Source organism: Kitasatospora sp. NBC_00039 (genome assembly GCF_045160625.1).
Classification (GTDB): domain Bacteria; phylum Actinomycetota; class Actinomycetes; order Streptomycetales; family Streptomycetaceae; genus Kitasatospora.
Window position 1 is genome coordinate 2343208 of record NZ_CP108289.1, and the last position, 20996, is coordinate 2364203.

The window sequence follows — 20996 nt, forward strand, 5'->3', positions numbered from 1 at the left end:
TCGCCGGGGTGCAGTGGTGGCCGAAGGACCGGGGAAGGGAGCCGAGGTGGAACCGCTGAGCGAGAACGATCCCGAGACGATCGGGCCGTATCGGCTGTTCGCCCTGCTTGGCCGGGGCGGCTGGGGGAGCGTCTACTTCGCTCGCAGCGAGTTCGGCCGCGGAGTCGCGCTCAAGACGATCCGGCCCGAGCACTTGGCGAGGAATCCGAAGAACTTCCGCAGCCGGTTCGCCCGGGAGGTCGAGGCGGCCCGCGCCGTCGACAGCGCGTACACCGCCGAGGTGGTGGACGCCGACACCAGCGCCGCCGAGCCCTGGCTCGCCACCCGTTACATCCGCGGGGTCGACCTGGCGGAGGCACTCGACCACTGCGGAACCCCGCTGCCGGAGCGGGCATGGCGGGTCCTGGCGACCGGCCTGGCCGATGCCCTGCGCAGCATCCACGCCTCGGACCTCGTGCACCGTGACCTCAAACTCGCGAACATCCTGCTGGCCGGCGACGGACCGTACGTCATCGACTTCGGGATCGCACGGAACGTCTCCCCCGCCGACGTCACGCTGACCGGCTCCGGGGCCTCACCACGCACGGAAACCTTCTCCTCACCCGAACAGCTGAAGGAAGAACCCGGGGTGGGGCCGGCGAGCGACATCTTCTCCCTCGGGTTGGTGCTGGCGTATGCGGCGCTGAACCGGCACCCGTTCGGGCCGGGATCCGCGACCCAGATCGGGGCGAACATCCTGCACGGACGCCGGCAGCTCGCCGGCCTGCCGCCCACCGTCGAAAAGGTCGTCCTCCCCTGTCTGGAACCGACGCCACAGAACCGGCCGACCCCTGAAGAGCTCACCCGACTGCTGCCGCCGAGCGTGTCACCGAAGGAGCAGGAGTGGTTGCCACCCGGGCTTCGACGCGCGCTGGCCGGGCTGTCGGATCTCGCCGTTGACCTGGCCGAGCCCATGCGGTATCGGTGGCCCGAGCAGGAACCACCGTCCCGCCCCGGGCCCGGTGCAGGACGGCCCCCAGCCGCCGGCACGTCGCCGGCTGCCCGACCAGCCAGCGAACGTGACTTTCCGCCTGCACCGCCTGGACCGTCGGTTCACGAGGCGACTACCCAGTCGGCGACCAACGCCGGGCCCGTGCACCGGGTGCCCGTGCAGACTGCGCCGAAGACCGAACCGTCGCCGAGGCCGCCGGCAACGCCCACTGACGAGGCTGCGGCCGCCAAGGGGTCCGCAGGTGGGCCGGGTTCCCAGTACCGAGCTGCTGCCGAGGCAGGGAGCTCTCACGCCATGCGCCGGTTGGGGACCGCCTACCGTACTGTCCGTGACTGGCGGGAAGCCCTGCACTGGTACCTGCGCTCGGCTGAATCCGGTAATCCCACCGGCGCGCTGGAGGCGGCGCAACTGATCGAGCAGCACTTCCCGGAACGGCAGGACCAGGTCGTCTCCCTCCATCGGAGGGCGGCCGAGGGAGGACTCGTCGACTCCGCGATGCGGCTCGGTGAGTTACTGGAACAGGAACCTGACGAGCTGCCAGAAGCCCTCGAATGGTACGAGAAGGCCGCCGCCTGGAAGCATGAGAAGGCCCCCGAGGCGGTGGCCCGCGTCCGAGCCGCGCTGGCCCGCGCCCAGGTGTCCGGCGCGGACGACGCGCTGATGCGCGAGCACGAGGTCGCAGCTCGCCACGGCCAGGTCAACTCCATGCTGGCACTCGCTAGTTGGCATCAGCGAGCGAAGCGCGAGCAAGAAGCCCTCGCCTGGTACCAGTGCGCCGCCGAGGCCGGCCATACCCACGCCATGGTGATGACCGCCCAGATTCTGGTCAAGGATCCGAACCAACAGGCTCAGTCACTCGATTGGTACCGTCGAGCGGCCGCTGCGGACAACACAACGGCACAGCACTGGATGGGGCGTTGGCATCGCGGGGAGGGTCGGCTGACCGAAGCGCTGGCCCATCTCCGCGCAGCCGCCGACAAGGGGTTGCTCGGCGCCATGACCGACACGGCGGACATCCTGGAACAGACGGGACGGGGGCAGGAAGCGCTCAAGTGGTACCTTCGCGCCGCCGAGAAGGGGTTTCCGAAGGCCCCCCTCGAAGTGAGACGCCTCCGCGCCGCACTGGCCGACGCCGGCCCGGCCACGTCCACGTCCACGTCCACGTCCACGTCCACGGCATCAGAGCCCGCGTCCGCCGGTCCCGTCCCGACGAAGGCCGCGGGACGGACCGCGCCGAACCCCACCGTGGGGAGGGGCGAGACGGGCAGGTCGAAGTCTGCCGCACCCAAGACCACGACTCCGCCTGGCCGGAAGCCCGAGGCGCCGACGGCAGCAGGGCAGCCGGATCCCGCGTCGCTGCGGGCCACCGCCATGGAACACGAGACGAGTGGCCGACTGGAGGACGCCTTGCGGTGCCTTCTTCAGGCCGAGGAATTGCATGACCACACCGTCCGGTGGGACGCCGCCCGGCTGTGCCTCGCACTGCGCGACCGGACCGGCCGACCTGGCGAGCGCAAACAGCTGATGAGACAGGCCATAGGGCTGTACCGCGCTCTCGCCGAGGCCGGGGAGAGCGAGGCCATGCTGGCCCTGGTGGGACTGGACTCAGCCCACTCGTTCGACTGGCGGCTGCGGGCCGCAGAGGCCGGCAACCCCCAGGCCATGCGGAGCGTCGCCCGGGCCCAGCTGAAGGCAGGCAGCGACGAGCACGTCCAGGCCGCCCTGTCCTGGCTACGCAGAGCCGGAGAGGCCGGCGAGGCGGCGGCCATTCTGGATGGTGCCCGGGCGCATGAACGTCGCGGCGCATATGGAGAGGCCATCGGCTGGTACCGCTGGGCCGACGAGAACGGCGTGGTCGGCGCGGCCGCGGAAGCAGCCCGTGTGACGGCTGAACATCCGGGGGCCGCGCGCTTGCATCGATGGTCGGAACTTCTGGAACGCTTGCGCCGCTCGTTGGGTTGACCCGGCCCTGTCTCACTCCCGAGAAGGAATGGCCATGCACATCCCGAGGCCAGAGCGTGGAGCCCAACGGACCGATGGGGCCGTCCGCGATCGCGGCGGCCACGGGTCTTCCGGCCGGCGTGGCGCCGGAGTCACTCACGCTCTGCCGGGAGATCGCCATCATGGCCACCGACGGTCTACGAACAGTGGCCGCACCATGTCGACAGCGCCGACACCGCTCCCCGGGCAGATCCGGGGCCTGCCGGGTCGGGCGCGGTCAGCGGTGTTCGGGGTTCTCGAAGTCGAAGCGGCAGCCGGCGTCCCACTCGGAGCGCTGGTTGCCGTGGGCGGGGATGCCGCCCGCGTCCTTCAGCATCCGGGCCAGGTGGAGCAGGTTCCAGGTCATGAAGGTGGTGTTGCGGTTGGTGAAGTCGTTCTCCGGACCGCCCGACCCGGCGTCGAGGTACGACGGCCCGGGGCCGGCCGGGCCGACCCAGCCCGCATCGGCCTGCGGCGGGATGACGTACCCCAGGTGCTGGAGGCTGTAGATGACGTTCATCGCGCAGTGCTTGGCGCCGTCCTCGTTGCCGGTGATCAGGCAGCCGCCAACTCGGCCGTAATAGGCGTACTGGCCCTCGGAGTTGAGAAGCGAGGAGCAGGAGTAGAGCCGCTCGATCACCTGCTTCATCACGGAGGAGTTGTCGCCCAGCCAGACCGGGCCGGCGAGGACGAGGATGTCGGCGGCCATCACCTGGCTGTAGAGGACCGGCCAGTCGTCGGTCTCCCAGCCGTGCTCGGTCATGTCGGGCCAGACGCCGGTGGCGATGTCGTGGTCGACCGCGCGGAGCACGTCGACCTGGACGCCCTGGCGCTGCATGATGCCGGTGCTGACGTCGATCAGGCCCTGGGTGTGGCTGCGTTCGGGTGAGCGCTTGAGCGTGCAGTTGAGGACCACCGCGCGCAGGTCGTCGTAGCGGTGGGGCGGGGCGGACACCGGCTGGGACATCGGCGGGGCCTTTCGGGGGTGGCCTTGCAGGGCCTTGCGGGTGGCCTCGCGGGGGCCCTTTTCGGGCGGCCCCGTGGGGCCTTGCGGGGCCTTGCGACGGGACGGGTCGCCCACCAGTCCAACCGGCCCGCTCCGCCGCCGCCCGTCGGACTGGGCCGACTGCCTGACCCCGGCGGGCGGGCCAGGGGGAGGAGGGATCCGTCAGGCGCCACCGTCGGGCCGGTCGACCGGGGGCAACACGGGGGTGAGGAGCATCCGGCCCGCCAGGACGGTGCCCGCGGTGACGGTGGTGAGGGTCGCGTCGTAGAGCGGGCGCAGGTTGCGCTGGTGCCAGAGGGTCTGGGTGGTGGCCCAGGCGGCGTCCCGGGCGCCGGCGATGGAGAAGCTGGCGACGATGTGCTTCAGCGGTTCGGCCGCTTCGGTGGTGACCTTGACGATCTGCGCCTCGAACGAGGCCCGGACCTCCGCCTCGACCTGGGCGAGCAGCTCGTTCACCCTGAGGTAGTCGGCGTGCACGGGCGGGGTGTCCGGGGTGGTGCGGCGATCGATACAGGTGGCCACCATCGCGAGCGGGAGATCGTGGTTGGTGTGGGCGTTCATCCCGGCGAAGGCGAACTGGACCGGCCAGACCACCCGGTTGTCCCTCGCCTCGAGCAGCGGCTGCCAGGAGGGGTTCACCGGCCGCCCGGTCTCGTCCGCGTCCACCGCGTCGAAGCAGAGGTTGGCGAAGACCACGTCCAGCCGCTCGATGAACGCCTGGTCCTGGAAGTAGCCGGCCACCAGCCGCTCGCCGACCAGCTCGTTGACCCGCAGGTACATCCGGTTGAAACAGGCCACGCCGTCCCGGGGGTCCAGCCGGGCCTTGAGCGCCCGCGTCCGCTCGATGACCTCCTCGACGCTCTGCGCGGCCCTGGTCTTCGACTGGGTCATGGTGTCCCCTTCCGAGGCGTTCGGCGGTGCCGTTCGGTCCGACTGCCCCCTATCCAGACAGGCTGTCGCCGCCACGCCCGCCGCCGTCCCGGACACACCGCCCCCGTTCACCCGAACCGCCCCCGCGGGGACCACCGGGGCGGCTCGGAACCGCCGCCGCCCCGGCAGCCGCCGGCCCTACCCCACGGGCCAGCCGTCCACCGTGGTGATGCTGCGGTGGTACGGCCCGTCCGGCCCGGTGCTGCGGTAGTCCTCCGCCGAGCCGCCGGTGCGGACGGTGGTGTCGCCGTCGTGCCGGTGGGCGGTCGGGCGCAGCGTGTGGTCGACGGTGGAACGCTCGGTGGTCCGGGCCCCGACGGTGGTGGTGGACTCGCGGTGGTAGCCGAGCTCCATGGCCGTGCGCTGGTCGCTGTTGCCGGCCGCGTCGTGGGTGACCTTGTAGGTGACGTCCAGCGGCTCGCCCTCGTGGACGGTGGTGGTGCGGTGCGGGCCGGCGCCCCAGGTGGCGGTGGTCCGGGTGAGGTCGGTGCGGTCCCGCAGGGTCAGGTCGTTGCCGCTGTCCCGCAGCTGCTGGGCGGAGCTGAACGCGAGGTCGTCGCGGACCTCGGTGGTGATCCGCCCGTGCGAGGTCTGCACCCAGCCGCGCGCCAGGTCGTGCCGGTTCGCCGTCACGTCCCAGTCCCCGCTGCCGCCGCCGTGGTCCGTGAGGACCGTCCCGACCGCCGCCTCCGGGGCCACCCGGTACTCGGTGAGCTGCCCGCTGGTACGCGCGGCGCCGTGGTCGACCTCGGCGAAGAGGTTGACCTGCCCGCTCCAGAGGTCGTTGCCCTGGGCCTCGGCCGCGTTGACGGTGATGCCGACGGAGTGCGGGCGGCCGTCCAGCAGCAGGCCGACGTACGGGGTGAGGTCGAGGCGGTACGCCGGCAGGTCGAACGCGAAGATGCCGGGCGTGGGCCGCCAGAGCAGCGGGTCCCACCCGCCGGTGTAGATCACCGGGTACGGCCAGACCGCACCGGCCGTCCGCCCGTCGACGCTGAGCCGCAGTTCACGGAAAGGTCCCTTCCCGCAGATGCCGGTCCCCGGGTTGGCGTGTGCGAACTCGTCCGGCGCGGAGGCGTACGCGAACTCCTCGCAGGCGCCCCCGCCCCGCGCGTACACTTCGGCGGTCAGCCGCTCCAGGTTCTGCGGGAAAGTGAGCTCGCGGGCTGCCGTGGGGGCGGCCTGGGTGAGCCCGAACGCCCCGGTGGTCAGCACCCGGTCGGCGGTGCGGGCGGCGGGCCGGCGCGCGGAGGTGGTGTAGAAGGTGAAGCTCGCCGATATCCGGAACACGCCGGTGTACGTGTCGTCGGTGACATTGGCCAGGTCGAAGGAGAAGGGCTGCGCCCCGCCCGCGAACAGCGGCGCGTAGCGGGTGACGTCCCGCTCGACCGACCACTCGATCCCGTCCTTGGACGGTTCGGGCGTGGAGGAGAGCAGTACCTGCACCCCGCCGACCCGCACGCTGAACAGCCGGTCGAACTGCCGCCCGGCCACCTGCCCGTGCAGCTCCATCACCACGGCCGACCACGGCCCCGTGCACCCCGCGGGCGGCACCACCGTGGCGCTGTACGGCGTGTCCGGCGGGCTGCCGTACCCGTCCCGGAACGGCTGGTCGTGCATCACCTCGACCGTGCAGGAGCGCGTGTCCGGCCTGGTGAGCGGCTTGGCCGCGCTGACGGGGTCGTGGTAGTCGCTCCCGAAGTCGGCCTGCGCGGGGCCGGCGGCGGCCAGCGCCCCGGTGAGGGCGAGCACGGCCGCCCCCAGCAGGCGGCCGGCTCGGCGGATCAGCGGACGAACAGCCATCGGTGTCCCTCTCCTCAGCCCGGACGGACGACCCCGGCATCCTCCCGGCACTGGCATGACACCGTCAATAGCGGGGATGGTCCTCGCCTCACGGACGGGCCGGCGCAACGCCGGGGCCGGCACCCCGGCCATGCAGGAAGGCCGCTCCCGCCGGAAGCGGGAGCGGCCTTCGGGCCTGCGCGGGATCGGGGTCCGGGATCAGGAGGTCCGGGATCAGGGATCAGGGATCAGGACCGGGATCGAAACCACGGAAGCAGATCGCCGGGATCAGACCACCGGGGCCGGGAACGTCGGGTACTCGACGCCCGAGACGTACTGGACGACCCGGATGACCTGGCAGGAGTAGCCGAACTCGTTGTCATACCACAGGTAGAGGATCGCGTTGTCGCCCTCGACCTTGGTGGCGCCGGCGTCGACGATCGAGGCGTGGCGCGAGCCGATGAAGTCGTTCGACACCGCGTCGGGGGCGGTGGTGAAGTCGATCTGGCGCTTCAGCGGCGAGGTCAGCGAGATGTCGCGGAGGTACTCGAGGACGTCCTCGCGGGTGGTCTCGCGGGCCAGCTGCAGGTTGAGGATGGCGATCGAGACGTCCGGCACCGGCACGCGGATCGAGCTGCCGGTGATCTTCGCCTTGAGGTCCGGCAGCGCCTTGGCGACGGCCGAGGCGGCCCCCGTCTCGGTGATCACCATGTTGAGCGGTGCCGAGCGGCCGCGGCGGTCGGCCTTGTGGTAGTTGTCCAGCAGGTTCTGGTCGTTGGTGAACGAGTGGACGGTCTCCACGTGGCCGCGCAGCACACCGTACTGGTCGTCCATCGCCTTCAGCGGCGGGACGATCGCGTTGGTGGTGCACGAGGCGCAGGACAGGATCTGCTCGTCCGGCTTGATCGTGTCGTGGTTGACGCCGTGCACGATGTTCGGGACGTCGCCCTTGCCCGGGGCGGTCAGGACGACCTTGTCGACGCCGGGGCGGAGGTGCTTCGACAGACCCTCGCGGTCGCGCCACTTCCCGGTGTTGTCGATCAGAATGGCGTCGTTGATCCCGTACGCCGTGTAGTCGACCTCGGACGGGTCGTTGGCGTAGATGACCTTGATCGCGTTGCCGTTGGCGATGATCGTGCTGTTCGCCTCGTCAACGGTGATGGTGCCCTGGAACTGCCCGTGGATGGAGTCGCGGCGCAGCAGCGAGGCGCGCTTCACGATGTCCTGGTCGCCGCCCTGGCGAACGACGATGGCCCGCAGCCGCAGGCCGTTGTCGGAGGCCTTCTCGATCAGCAGGCGGGCGACGAGACGGCCGATGCGGCCGAAGCCGTAGAGCACGACGTCACGCGAGCCGGAGCGCTCGATCTTGTCGGCACCCGTCGCGCCGGCCACCGCCCGGGCGGTGAACTCCTCCACCGACAGGCCGTGGTCGTCGGCACCGTAGGTGGCGGCGAGCATGCCGATGTCGATCTGCGAGGGACCGAGGTCCAGCGTGGTGAGCGCCTGAAGGAACGGCAGCGTCTCGGTGACCGAGAGCTCCTCCCCGGCTATCTGGCGGGCGAACCGGTGGGTCTTGAGGATGCTGACCACCGACTTGTTCACCAGGGAGCGGCTGTGAACCAGGACTGTGACGTCCCTCTCCCGGTGCAGTCGGCCGATGATCGGAATCATCGACTCCGCGATCTCCTCGCGGTTCTTCCAGTCCGTGAACACGTCGTCGTTGACAGTCACAAGTCCATCTTTCGAGCTAGGAGGGTGCCCTCATGCTACCTTCCGGCCGCTGCGCCCCCTCGGCCGGACCCCCTCTGAGCATGGCCTTCCCCTGGCACAGCGCCGTTCCCGCCCGTCCGGCACCGCCCCGCCCCCGCCGGACGGCCGCCCCGCAACGGCCGTCGCCGGGCACGGGTGGCGGCCGTTCCGAGTGCGCGGGCGACGAGTACGGCCGAGGGGGTCGGCGGCGCTCCCGGAGCGGGCGTCACAGGGCTCGATACGCTTGGCAGCAGCGTTCAGAGAACCCCCGGGAGAGCCAAATGGTCCTGCGAATGTCCCAGTTGATGCTCAAGACACTGCGGGACGACCCGGCCGACGCCGAGACCACCAGCCACAAGCTGCTGGTCCGGGCCGGCTACGTCCGCCGCTCTGCGGCCGGCGTGTGGATCTGGCTGCCGCTCGGCAAGCGGGTCCTGGAGAACGTCTCCCGGATCGTCCGCGAGGAGATGGACGCGATCGGCGGCCAGGAGGTCCTGCTGCCGGCGCTGCTCCCGCGCGAGAACTACGAGAGGACCGGCCGCGCCGACGAGTACGGCGACCTGCTCTTCCAGCTCGAGGACCGCAAGGGCGCGCCCTATGTGCTCGGGCCCACGCACGAGGAGGTCTTCACCCAGGTCGTCAAGGACCAGTGCACGTCCTACAAGGACCTGCCGGTGATCCTCTACCAGATCCAGACCAAGTACCGCGACGAGGCCCGGCCCCGCTCGGGCGTGCTGCGCGGCCGCGAGTTCCAGATGAAGGACTCGTACTCCTTCGACGTCACGGACGAGGGACTGGGCGAGGCCTACCGGCTGCACCGCGAGGCCTACATCAGGATCTTCACGCGGCTGGGCTTCGACTTCCGGGTCGTCTCCGCCGTCTCCGGCGCGATGGGCGGCTCGGCCTCCGAGGAGTTCCTCGCCCCCGCCGCGGCCGGCGAGGACACCTTCGCGGACTGCCCCGCATGCGACTTCGCGGCCAACACCGAGGCCGTCACCACGGTCGTCCCCGCGGTCGAGGGAGCGGCGCACCCCGCACTGGAGGAGATCCCCACCCCCGACACCCCGACCATCGAGTCGCTCGCCGCCCACCTCGGCGTCCCGGCCTCCGCGACCCTGAAGAACCTCCTTGTCAAGGTCGACGGCGGGATCACGGCCGTCGGCCTCCCCGGCAACCGCGAGCTGGACCTCGGCAAGCTCGCCGAGCACCTCGCCCCGGCCGCGGTCGAGCTGGTCACCGCCGAGGACTTCGCCGGCCGGCCCGACCTGGTGCGCGGCTACGTCGGGCCGCAGGGACTGACCGGGGTGCGCTACCTCGCGGACCCGCGGATCGCCCCGGGCACGGCCTGGATCACCGGCGCCAACAAGCCGGACACGCACGCGCGCAACGTGGTCTGCGGCCGTGACTTCGAGGTGGAGCAGTACCTCGACGTGGTCGTCGTCGAGCCCGGCGACCCCTGCCCGCGCTGCGGCACCGGCCTGCGGCTGGACCGGGCGATCGAGATCGGCCACATCTTCCAGCTGGGCCGCAAGTACGCCGACGCCTTCGAGCTCGACGTGCTGGGTCAGGAGGGCAAGCCGGTCCGGGTCACCATGGGCTCGTACGGCATCGGCGTGTCGCGCGCCGTCGCCGCGCTGGCCGAGCAGACCGCCGACGAGCAGGGCCTCTGCTGGCCCCGCGAGGTCGCCCCGGCGGACGTCCACATCGTGGCGGCCGGCAAGGCCGTCCAGACGGAACTGGCCCTGGAGCTCTCGGAGAAGCTGACGGCGGCCGGGGTGCGAGTCATCGTCGACGACCGTGCCGGCGTCTCCCCCGGCGTCAAGTTCACCGACTCGGAGCTGCTCGGCGTGCCGACGGTACTGGTGGTCGGCCGGCGGGCCGCCGAGGGCGTCGTCGAACTCAAGGACCGGCGCACCGGTGAGCGCGAGGAGCTGACCGTCGAGGACGCGCTGACGCGACTCTCCGCGTAGCACCCATCGGCAGCACCACCCGCGTAGCACCAGCGCGCACGCCATTTTGCAGGCCGCCCGTTGACGCTTCCCCGGTTCACGGGGCGCGTCGGCGGGCGGCCTTCGTGTGGGGCCGTCAGCAGAAATGCAAATAGGCCCCATCCGTTCCCGGATGGGGCCTATTTGTGAATGATTGTTCGGCGGCGTCCTACTCTCCCACAGGGTCCCCCCTGCAGTACCATCGGCGCTGTGAGGCTTAGCTTCCGGGTTCGGAATGTAACCGGGCGTTTCCCTCACGCTATGACCACCGAAACACTATGAAACTGTCAACCGCACCACGACAGGCCATGTCATGGGGTCGTTGTTTCAGAACAACACAGTGGACGCGAGCAACTGAGGACAAGCCCTCGGCCTATTAGTACCGGTCAACTCCACCCCTCACAGGGCTTCCATATCCGGCCTATCAACCCAGTCGTCTACTGGGAGCCTTACCCTCTCAAGGAGGTGGGAGTGCTCATCTCGAAGCAGGCTTCCCGCTTAGATGCTTTCAGCGGTTATCCCTCCCGAACGTAGCCAACCAGCCATGCCCTTGGCAGGACAACTGGCACACCAGAGGTTCGTCCGTCCCGGTCCTCTCGTACTAGGGACAGCCCTTCTCAACACTCCTACGCGCACAGCGGATAGGGACCGAACTGTCTCACGACGTTCTAAACCCAGCTCGCGTACCGCTTTAATGGGCGAACAGCCCAACCCTTGGGACCTACTCCAGCCCCAGGATGCGACGAGCCGACATCGAGGTGCCAAACCATCCCGTCGATATGGACTCTTGGGGAAGATCAGCCTGTTATCCCCGGGGTACCTTTTATCCGTTGAGCGACGGCGCTTCCACAAGCCACCGCCGGATCACTAGTCCCTACTTTCGTACCTGCTCGACCCGTCAGTCTCACAGTCAAGCTCCCTTGTGCACTTACACTCAACACCTGATTGCCAACCAGGCTGAGGGAACCTTTGGGCGCCTCCGTTACCCTTTAGGAGGCAACCGCCCCAGTTAAACTACCCACCAGACACTGTCCCTGATCCGGATCACGGACCCAGGTTAGACATCCAGCACGACCAGAGTGGTATTTCAACGACGACTCCACAACAACTGGCGTTGCTGCTTCAAAGTCTCCCACCTATCCTACACAAGCCGAACCGAACACCAATATCAAGCTATAGTAAAGGTCCCGGGGTCTTTCCGTCCTGCTGCGCGAAACGAGCATCTTTACTCGTAATGCAATTTCACCGGGCCTATGGTTGAGACAGTCGAGAAGTCGTTACGCCATTCGTGCAGGTCGGAACTTACCCGACAAGGAATTTCGCTACCTTAGGATGGTTATAGTTACCACCGCCGTTTACTGGCGCTTAAGTTCTCAGCTTCGCCTGGACGAATCCAAGCTAACCGGTCCCCTTAACGTTCCAGCACCGGGCAGGCGTCAGTCCGTATACATCGCCTTACGGCTTCGCACGGACCTGTGTTTTTAGTAAACAGTCGCTTCTCGCTGGTCTCTGCGGCCACCCCCAGCTCTGGCAGCAAGTGCCGTCACCAGGAATGGCCCCCCTTCTCCCGAAGTTACGGGGGCATTTTGCCGAGTTCCTTAACCATAGTTCACCCGAACGCCTCGGTATTCTCTACCTGACCACCTGAGTCGGTTTGGGGTACGGGCCGCCATGAAACTCGCTAGAGGCTTTTCTCGACAGCATAGGATCATCCACTTCACCACAATCGGCTCGGCATCAGGTCTCAGACTATGTGAACGGCGGATTTGCCTACCGTTCGTCCTACACCCTTACCCCGGGACAACCACCGCCCGGGCTGGACTACCTTCCTGCGTCACCCCATCGCTCACCTACTACCCCATTGGGTCACCGGCTCCACCACGTCCCTTTGTCCGAAGACTCCGGGCCGGCTTCACGGGCTTAGCATCAAGAGGTTCAGCGTTGGCGCTTCAAAGCGGGTACGGGAATATCAACCCGTTGTCCATCGACTACGCCTGTCGGCCTCGCCTTAGGTCCCGACTTACCCTGGGCAGATCAGCTTGACCCAGGAACCCTTGGTCAATCGGCGCAAGAGTTTCTCACTCTTGTATCGCTACTCATGCCTGCATTCTCACTCGTGTACCGTCCACGACTGGTTTCCACCGCCGCTTCACCCGGCACACGACGCTCCCCTACCCATCACAGCCCCCGTTGGGGGTATTGCTGCAATGACACGACTTCGGTGATGTGCTTGAGCCCCGCTACATTGTCGGCGCGGAATCACTTGACCAGTGAGCTATTACGCACTCTTTCAAGGGTGGCTGCTTCTAAGCCAACCTCCTGGTTGTCTCTGCGACTCCACATCCTTTCCCACTTAGCACACGCTTAGGGACCTTAGTCGGTGTTCTGGGCTGTTTCCCTCTCGACCATGGAGCTTATCCCCCACAGTCTCACTGCCACGCTCTCACTTACCGGCATTCGGAGTTTGGCTAAGGTCAGTAACCCGGTGAGGCCCATCGCCTATCCAGTGCTCTACCTCCGGCAAGAAACACGTGACGCTGCACCTAAATGCATTTCGGGGAGAACCAGCTATCACGGAGTTTGATTGGCCTTTCACCCCTAACCACAGGTCATCCCCCAGGTTTTCAACCCTGGTGGGTTCGGTCCTCCACGAAGTCTTACCTCCGCTTCAACCTGCCCATGGCTAGATCACTCCGCTTCGGGTCTTGGGCGTGCAACTCAAACGCCCTATTCGGACTCGCTTTCGCTACGGCTACCCCACACGGGTTAACCTCGCTACACACCGCAAACTCGCAGGCTCATTCTTCAAAAGGCACGCAGTCACGAGACACACAGCAAGCTGCATGTCCGACGCTCCCACGGCTTGTAGGCACACGGTTTCAGGTACTATTTCACTCCGCTCCCGCGGTACTTTTCACCATTCCCTCACGGTACTATCCGCTATCGGTCACCAGGGAATATTTAGGCTTAGCGGGTGGTCCCGCCAGATTCACACGGGATTTCTCGGGCCCCGTGCTACTTGGGAGTTTCTCAAACGAGCCGCACAGATTTCGTCTACGGGGGTCTTACCCTCTACGCCGGACCTTTCGCATGTCCTTCGACTATCCATACGGTTTCTGACTCGCCGACCGGCCGGCAGACCGGTCAAGAAAAATCCCACGACCCCCAAGTGGCAACCCCTGCCGGGTCTCACACCACCTGGGTTTAGCCTCATCCGGTTTCGCTCGCCACTACTCCCGGAATCACGGTTGTTTTCTCTTCCTGCGGGTACTGAGATGTTTCACTTCCCCGCGTTCCCTCCACATACCCTATGTGTTCAGGTATGGGTGACAGCCCATGACGACTGCCGGGTTTCCCCATTCGGAAACCCCCGGATCAAAGCCTGGTTGACGGCTCCCCGGGGACTATCGTGGCCTCCCACGTCCTTCATCGGTTCCTGGTGCCAAGGCATCCACCGTGCGCCCTTAAAAACTTGGCCACAGATGCTCGCGTCCACTGTGCAGTTCTCAAACAACGACCAGTCACCCACCCCCAAGACCCGAACGGATCTCTTCAGTGGGACCGGCATCTCTGAAGCAACAGCCATACGGCCGTTCCCTCAGGACCCAACAACGTGCCCGACACATCATGCAGTGCTCTGTGTTCCACGCCGAAGCAGTACTAACAGGCCCTACCTGATGTGCCGAATAGTCAACGTTCCACCCATGAGCAACCGTGCAGAACATTCGCCTGCAAGCGGCATATTGCTCCTTAGAAAGGAGGTGATCCAGCCGCACCTTCCGGTACGGCTACCTTGTTACGACTTCGTCCCAATCGCTGGTCCCACCTTCGACGGCTCCTCCCCTTACGGGTTAGGCCACCGGCTTCGGGTGTTACCGACTTTCGTGACGTGACGGGCGGTGTGTACAAGGCCCGGGAACGTATTCACCGCAGCATGCTGATCTGCGATTACTAGCAACTCCAACTTCATGGGGTCGAGTTGCAGACCCCAATCCGAACTGAGGCCGGCTTTTTGGGATTCGCTCCGCCTCGCGGCATCGCAGCCCTTTGTACCGACCATTGTAGCACGTGTGCAGCCCAAGACATAAGGGGCATGATGATTTGACGTCGTCCCCACCTTCCTCCGAGTTGACCCCGGCAGTCTCCTGTGAGTCCCCATCACCCCGAAAGGCATGCTGGCAACACAGAACAAGGGTTGCGCTCGTTGCGGGACTTAACCCAACATCTCACGACACGAGCTGACGACAACCATGCACCACCTGTATACCGACCACAAGGGGGCGACTATCTCTAGCCGTTTCCGGTATATGTCAAGCCTTGGTAAGGTTCTTCGCGTTGCGTCGAATTAAGCCACATGCTCCGCTGCTTGTGCGGGCCCCCGTCAATTCCTTTGAGTTTTAGCCTTGCGGCCGTACTCCCCAGGCGGGGAACTTAATGCGTTAGCTGCGGCACCGACGACGTGGAATGTCGCCAACACCTAGTTCCCAACGTTTACGGCGTGGACTACCAGGGTATCTAATCCTGTTCGCTCCCCACGCTTTCGCTCCTCAGCGTCAGTAATGGCCCAGAGATCCGCCTTCGCCACCGGTGTTCCTCCTGATATCTGCGCATTTCACCGCTACACCAGGAATTCCGATCTCCCCTACCACACTCTAGCCTGCCCGTATCGAATGCAGACCCGGGGTTAAGCCCCGGGCTTTCACATCCGACGCGACAGGCCGCCTACGAGCTCTTTACGCCCAATAATTCCGGACAACGCTCGCACCCTACGTATTACCGCGGCTGCTGGCACGTAGTTAGCCGGTGCTTCTTCTGCAGGTACCGTCACTTGCGCTTCTTCCCTGCTGAAAGAGGTTTACAACCCGAAGGCCGTCATCCCTCACGCGGCGTCGCTGCATCAGGCTTTCGCCCATTGTGCAATATTCCCCACTGCTGCCTCCCGTAGGAGTCTGGGCCGTGTCTCAGTCCCAGTGTGGCCGGTCGCCCTCTCAGGCCGGCTACCCGTCGTCGCCTTGGTAGGCCATTACCCCACCAACAAGCTGATAGGCCGCGGGCTCATCCTGCACCGCCGGAGCTTTACACCCAGGACCATGCGGTCCCAGGTCATATCCGGTATTAGACCCCGTTTCCAGGGCTTGTCCCAGAGTGCAGGGCAGATTGCCCACGTGTTACTCACCCGTTCGCCACTGATCCACCCCGAAGGGCTTCACCGTTCGACTTGCATGTGTTAAGCACGCCGCCAGCGTTCGTCCTGAGCCAGGATCAAACTCTCCGTGAATGTCTGCCCGCAATCGGGCCGCACTCGCGTCGAGCGGCACGGCAACCACCGGAATAGGGCGGCCCCGCGCACTGCGTCCTCGCTAGTGTTTACTTCATAAAGGAATCTCCAACCCCGGTCAGAAGACCGAGGCCGGGGATGTCAACATATCTGGCGTTGACTTTTGGCACGCTGTTGAGTTCTCAAGGAACGGACACTTCCTTCGGACCGCCTTCCAGCGGGCCCTCCGGGCGCTTCGTTCTTTCGTGTTTCCAGCTTACCAGACGTTTTCCGCTCCGTTTCCGGCGCTTCATTCATCCAACTCGCTGGTGTCTTAGGCGGCTTGACGCCCCGTCCGACGTTTCAAACTCTAGCCCATCCCCGCCTCGAAAGGCGAATCCGGCCGCAATCCATATAAACGGGCACGCCGAATAAGGCCCCGAGCCACGTCGCCGAAAAAGGCAATACGCGACCCAGCCCGAACCGGGAAGTGGTGTTTCTAGGGATTGGCCGCCCCGGGACCGTCCGCGCCGATGCGTGTCCGGTGCTCCCTGCCGAGCGACTAGAGAACACTACGCCCATCCGGGCGGGAAACAAAGTCGTCGACCAGGTCGGGCACGGTCGCCTACCGCCGCAGTGCGTCCCTGTCGGCGCCCCGGCTCACCAGGCCGTCGGTCTGCCGGCCACCCGGACGCCGAGCTCTACTACCAGATGCTCGCCTACTGCACCGCGCTCGGACTTCCCGAGGGCCACCTCGTCTACGCCAAGGGCAGCGCACCCCGCACGTCGCACCAGGTCCGCCATGCCGGAGTGACGATCCACCAGCACGCCCCGGACCTGGAACAGCCACCGACGGGACTCCTGGCCGAGATCGCCCTCATCGCCGACCGGTTATGGCCCGCACCCGGTGGGTCCGGGCCCGTCCTCCCGACGGCCGACAAGCAAGGCGGGAGCCGAAATCCATCGGTCCAGGCGCTCGGATCGCACACCTGGGACCGGAGCTCGAGCGTGATCCCGGAGTGCCCAAGCGATCCGAGGGACCCTGCGGCCGTGTCCGCCAATCCCACTACTGCCACGAAGGGCGTCCATTACGGTGGCGAGAAGCAACTCCAGCTCCACCGGCACCACGACGAGGACGGACGTGCACACGACTCCCCTGAGCCCCGATGACCCGGCCGAGATCGGCGGTTTCGAACTGCTCGCCCGCATCGGTCAGGGAGGCATGGGCCAGGTGTACCTCGGCGAGTCCCCCGGCGGCGAGCAGGCAGCCGTCAAGGTGATCAAGCCGTCGCTGGTCGACTCGGAGACCCGCCTGCGCTTCGCGCAGGAGGTCGAGGTCCTCAAGACGGTCTGGGGCAACCGGGTGGCCGCCTTCCTCGACGCCGATCCGGAGGCGGATCAGCCCTGGCTTGCCACGGAGTACGTGGAGGGGGCCGACCTCCGCCGGCACGTCGACGCGTACGGACCGCTCCCCGCCGTACTGGTGGCCTCGCTCGGCGCGACGCTCGCCGAAGCCCTCGCGCTGGTGCACAAGCAGGGGCTGCTCCACCGGGACCTCAAGCCTGCGAACGTCCTGCTGGGGCCGAACGGGCCCAAGGTCATCGACTTCGGCCTCGCCGTGTTCGCCGAGTCGAGCTCCTCCCTCACTGCGCCGAACACCGTCGTAGGCACGCCGATGTGCATGGCACCGGAGCAGGCGAGCGGCGTGAAGCCGCTGACGGAGGCCGTCGACGTGTACGCGCTGGGCGCCGTACTCCTCTTCGCTCTCACCGGCCGGTACCCCTACCAGGCGGCCAACGTCCACGTGCTCTTCCACATGGTCACCGATCCGGACACCGCCCCCGATCTGACCGAGGTCCCCTCCGACCTCTCCCCGGTCATCGCCTCGATGCTCGCCCATGAGGCCACGGCCCGCCCGTCGCTACCGGGCGTGGTCCAGGAATTCCGTGCCGTCATCGAGGCCCAGGGGCTGAAGATCGCCCAGGCCCGTCGGCGCCTCACCGCGCTGACCGCGGCCCCTCCGGTACCCCATCCCGTCATGCCGGCTCCTGTCACGAACGTCGCCCCCGCCGCGACGGCCGACGCAACCACGGTCCAGGCCCCGTCCCCCTCCGCACCCACCGCTGGGCCGACCGTGGTCCTGACCCCGCCCTCGGCACCGGACGAGGTTCCTGGCTACACACCGACGCTCAAGGACGCCCCGGCAGCGGCAGCCGCGCCCGCCGACGCCCCCGGGCCTGCCGCCGCCTCGGCCTCGGTGCCGACTCCCCGCCCAGCGCGCCGATCCCTCCAGGCGCGCCGCACCGCCCAGCAGCTGCGTGAGGCGTACGCGGCCAGTGCCCCGTTCTGACCGGCGCCGCGGCCTCTCGCCGCGACCGCCGTAAGCTCTTCACCTGGTGCGTTGTCCCGCAGGGACGGTCGCCAGGACAACCGCACAGCACGATGAATACAGGAGGCAACGGGTGACCCCCGAGCTGAGCAGCGCCACACCGACCGGGACCGCGAAGGACCCGTATCCGGCGGGTGCGCAGGTCTTCGTTCGGGACGAGGTGTGGCTCGTACGGAACAGCTCGCTCACCGAGCACGACGGCGCGCGCGTAGAGGTGGTCGGCGTCTCGGACTTCGTCCGCGACCAGGAGGCGGTCTTCTTCACCGCTCTGGACCGGATCGAGCTGGTCGACCCCCGGCAGACCAAACTCATCGCCGACGACTCGCCGAACTTCCGCCGCTCCCGCCTCTTCCTGGAGGCCGTTCTTCGCCGGACCGCCCTCCCGCAGTCCGAGCGCGGCCTGGCCCTCGCCGATTCCTTCCTGCTGGACAGCCTGCCCTACCAGCAGCGGCCGGCCCAGCTCGCGTTGTCCGGCCGCAACCTGCGGCCCCGGATGCTGATCGCCGACGTAGTGGGTCTCGGCAAGACGCTTGAGATCGGGCTCACCCTCGCCGAACTGATCCGGCGCGGCCGCGGTGACCGCATCCTGGTCGTCACCCCGCAGCACGTGCTGGAGCAGTTCCAGCACGAGCTGTGGACGCGCTTCGCGATCCCGCTGATCCGCCTGGACTCGGTCGGCATCGAGCGGATCCAGCGCGAGATCCCCGCCGGCCGCAACCCCTTCACCTACTTCAAGCGCGTGATCGTCTCCATCGACACCCTGAAGAACACCGACCAGTACAAGCACCACCTGGAGCGGATCAGCTGGGACGCGGTCGTCATCGACGAGTCCCACAACCTGATCAACCGCGGCTCCCTGCGCAACCAGCTCGCCCAGATCCTGGCCCCGCGCACGGACGCCCTCATCCTCGCCTCCGCCACCCCGCACAACGGCGATGCGAGGTCCTTCGCCGAACTGATCAGCCTGCTCGACCCCGCGGCCATCAGGGACCACGAGAACTACCGTGCCGAGGACATCGAGCACCTCTTCATCCGACGCACGAAGATCAGCCAGGAGGTCCGCGAGCAGATGAAGGGGCAGTGGGCGGACCGCGGCCCCTCGCGGTCGGTCCGCTGCACGGCCACGCCGGCCGAGGAGAGGATCTTCGAGGAGCTGGCCGAGGTCTGGCTGCCGTCCGACGGCCGGAAGTCGGTCAGCGACGTGCCGCTCTTCCCCTACACCCTGCTCAAGTCGTTCCTCTCCTCTCCGGCGGCGCTCAGGGCGACGGTCGAGGCCCGGATCAAGACGCTGGCGAAGAAGGAGAGCCAGTCCGCGGTGGCCGCCGAGCGGAACGCCCTGCTCCGTCTGCAGGACCTGGCGGGCACGATGTCCGACACGGACTCGGCCAAGTTCAACGCGCTCGTCTCCGAGCTACGGACGATCGGCGTCAAGCCCGGCTCCGACACCCGCGTCGTCGTCTTCTCCGAGCGTGTACAGACCCTGGAGTGGCTGCGCACCGCCCTCCCGGCCGCGCTCGGCTTCAAGGGCCGGGCCGCCGAGGGTGCAGTCCGCATCATGCACGGCGGCCTCAGCGACGAGCAGCAGATGCAGTGCGTCGAGGACTTCGGCCTCGCCGACACTCCCGTGCGCGTCCTGCTCACCGGTGACGTCGCGTCCGAGGGGGTCAACCTCCACCGGCAGTGCAGCCAGCTCGTCCACTACGACGTGCCCTGGTCGCTGATCCGCATCGAGCAGCGCAACGGCCGTATCGACCGCTACGGCCAGGCCCACCCCCCGGAGTTCCGCGCGCTGATCCTCACCAGTGAGGTCGAGGGCGCCAAGGACGACACGCTCGTGGCCGAGCGCCTGCTCGACCGTGAACGCGAGGCCCACCAGAAGCTCGGCACGGCGGAGGCGGTCACCGGCCTCTACCGCGCGGAGGCCGAGGAGAAGTCGCTCATCCAGGACCTGCTGCGCGGCCGCACGGTGGAGGAGTCCCTGGAGGCGCACCGCCCGCAGGCCGACGAGGCCGACGGCATGGACGACTTCCTCGCCGACTTCTTCGGCTCGGTCGGCGAGGAGCCCGCCGGCGAGGACACCTCGGTACCCCGCGCCGACGTCCCACGCCTGTTCGCCTCCACCCGGGAGTTCCTCGACGAGGCTCTGCGCGAGGTCTTCCCGGACGCCCAGACCAGCCTGGAGATGGACCGCGACGAGACCTCCGGCCTCATCTCGTTCCGGCCGCCCGCCGACCTCGTCCACCGGCTCAAGGCGCTGCCGCTCGACTACGTCCGCGAGCAGCGGCTGCGCGAGCGCATGCTCGTCACCCTCAACCGCCGCCTCGCCGAGCATTCGCTGAAGCGCGCCCGTGAGTCCTCCACCTCCAGCTGGCCGGAGATCTCCCTGCTCACCGACCTCCACCCGGTGGTGGAATGGCTCACCGACAAGGTGCTCGTGCGCCTCGGACGCCAGGAGGCCCTGGTGGTCACCGCCGACGTCGCCGAACCCACCTACCTGATCCAGGGCGTCTACTCCAACGCCCTCGGCCGGCCGACCGTGGTCAAGTGGATGGCGGTCACGCGGGACGGCGCCGTCGACGACGACATGGTGGCGATACTGCGCCGCTCCGGCGTCGGCCCCACCATGGCCAACCCGCAGAAACACTGGCCCGTCGACCGGCTGGAGGACGGCATCCCCGCCGCGCTGGAGCGCGCGGAGGCTTTCCTGGCGCACCACCGCGAGGCCTGGGACGAACCGCTGCGCGAACCGATCGAGAACTACCGGCTGCGCCTCGGCGCCTGGGAACAGCCGACCCTGGCCGGTGAGCGCACCAAGGCCCGGCTGGCCGGCATCGCCGACTCGCTGCTGACCACCGGCCGCCCGCTCCTGCGCGTCCTCGCCGTCCTCGCCCCCACGCCGCCCCAGGCCGTCTGACCCCTGAGAG

Annotated in this window: 8 protein-coding genes and 3 rRNA genes; 4 read left to right on the forward strand and 7 right to left on the reverse strand. The window is 67.5% G+C overall.

Annotation, left to right across the window (positions count from 1 at the left end):
• Positions 1-46: 46 nt before the first annotated feature.
• Entirely contained in the window at positions 47-2953 is a 2907-nt protein-coding gene (locus OG286_RS10520) for a protein kinase domain-containing protein (RefSeq protein WP_405365116.1), read from the forward strand.
• Positions 2954-3209: 256 nt separating this feature from the next.
• Here the strand turns inward: OG286_RS10520 and OG286_RS10525 are convergent, their stop codons facing one another.
• The 4 genes from OG286_RS10525 to OG286_RS10540 all read right to left on the reverse strand — a co-directional run bounded on the left by OG286_RS10525 (position 3210) and on the right by OG286_RS10540 (position 8420).
• Positions 3210-3938 (reverse strand): flavodoxin family protein, encoded by a 729-nt coding sequence (locus tag OG286_RS10525; RefSeq protein WP_396319668.1) that lies wholly within the window; start codon positions 3936-3938, stop codon positions 3210-3212.
• Positions 3939-4139: 201 nt separating this feature from the next.
• Complete coding sequence (locus OG286_RS10530) at positions 4140-4868, reverse strand: DUF5995 family protein (protein WP_396319667.1); 729 nt, start codon at positions 4866-4868, stop codon at positions 4140-4142.
• A 177-nt stretch (positions 4869-5045) separates the two neighbouring features.
• Entirely contained in the window at positions 5046-6710 is a 1665-nt protein-coding gene (locus OG286_RS10535; RefSeq protein WP_396319666.1) for a peptide-N4-asparagine amidase, read from the reverse strand.
• Between the two features lie 267 nt (positions 6711-6977).
• Positions 6978-8420 carry a glyceraldehyde-3-phosphate dehydrogenase gene (locus OG286_RS10540; RefSeq protein ID WP_405362084.1) on the reverse strand — a complete coding sequence of 481 codons (1443 nt, stop codon included), beginning with the start codon at positions 8418-8420 and terminating at the stop codon, positions 6978-6980.
• Positions 8421-8719: 299 nt separating this feature from the next.
• On the opposite strand from OG286_RS10540, the gene OG286_RS10545 reads away from it, so the two are divergent.
• Positions 8720-10408, forward strand: a complete 1689-nt coding sequence (locus OG286_RS10545) for a proline--tRNA ligase (RefSeq protein ID WP_405365118.1) — start codon at positions 8720-8722, stop codon at positions 10406-10408.
• Between the two features lie 174 nt (positions 10409-10582).
• Here the strand turns inward: OG286_RS10545 and rrf are convergent.
• The 3 genes from rrf to OG286_RS10560 form a co-directional block, all read right to left on the reverse strand.
• Positions 10583-10699: ribosomal RNA gene (gene rrf, locus OG286_RS10550) — 5S ribosomal RNA — on the reverse strand.
• 83 nt (positions 10700-10782) lie between these two features.
• Positions 10783-13904: ribosomal RNA gene (locus tag OG286_RS10555) — 23S ribosomal RNA — on the reverse strand.
• Between the two features lie 276 nt (positions 13905-14180).
• A 16S ribosomal RNA gene (locus OG286_RS10560) occupies positions 14181-15704 on the reverse strand.
• The 16S, 23S and 5S rRNA genes sit together here, the layout of an rRNA operon.
• A gap of 1120 nt (positions 15705-16824) precedes the next feature.
• Between OG286_RS10560 and OG286_RS10565 the strand changes: the two genes are divergently transcribed.
• Together OG286_RS10565 and OG286_RS10570 are read left to right on the forward strand one after the other, a co-directional pair.
• Complete coding sequence (locus OG286_RS10565) at positions 16825-18033, forward strand: serine/threonine-protein kinase (protein ID WP_396325951.1); 1209 nt, start codon at positions 16825-16827, stop codon at positions 18031-18033.
• A gap of 112 nt (positions 18034-18145) precedes the next feature.
• A complete protein-coding gene (locus OG286_RS10570; RefSeq protein WP_396325949.1) occupies positions 18146-20986 on the forward strand; it encodes a DEAD/DEAH box helicase in 2841 nt (946 codons plus the stop codon).
• Positions 20987-20996: the final 10 nt, after the last annotated feature.

Coding starts and splice junctions, on each gene's coding strand:
- OG286_RS10535 (WP_396319666.1), bottom strand. CDS start 6,710: ATGGCTGTTCGTCCGCTGATCCGCCGAGCCGGCCGCCTGCTGGGGGCG.
- OG286_RS10530 (WP_396319667.1), bottom strand. CDS start 4,868: ATGACCCAGTCGAAGACCAGGGCCGCGCAGAGCGTCGAGGAGGTCATC.
- OG286_RS10545 (WP_405365118.1), top strand. CDS start 8,720: ATGGTCCTGCGAATGTCCCAGTTGATGCTCAAGACACTGCGGGACGAC.
- OG286_RS10525 (WP_396319668.1), bottom strand. CDS start 3,938: ATGTCCCAGCCGGTGTCCGCCCCGCCCCACCGCTACGACGACCTGCGC.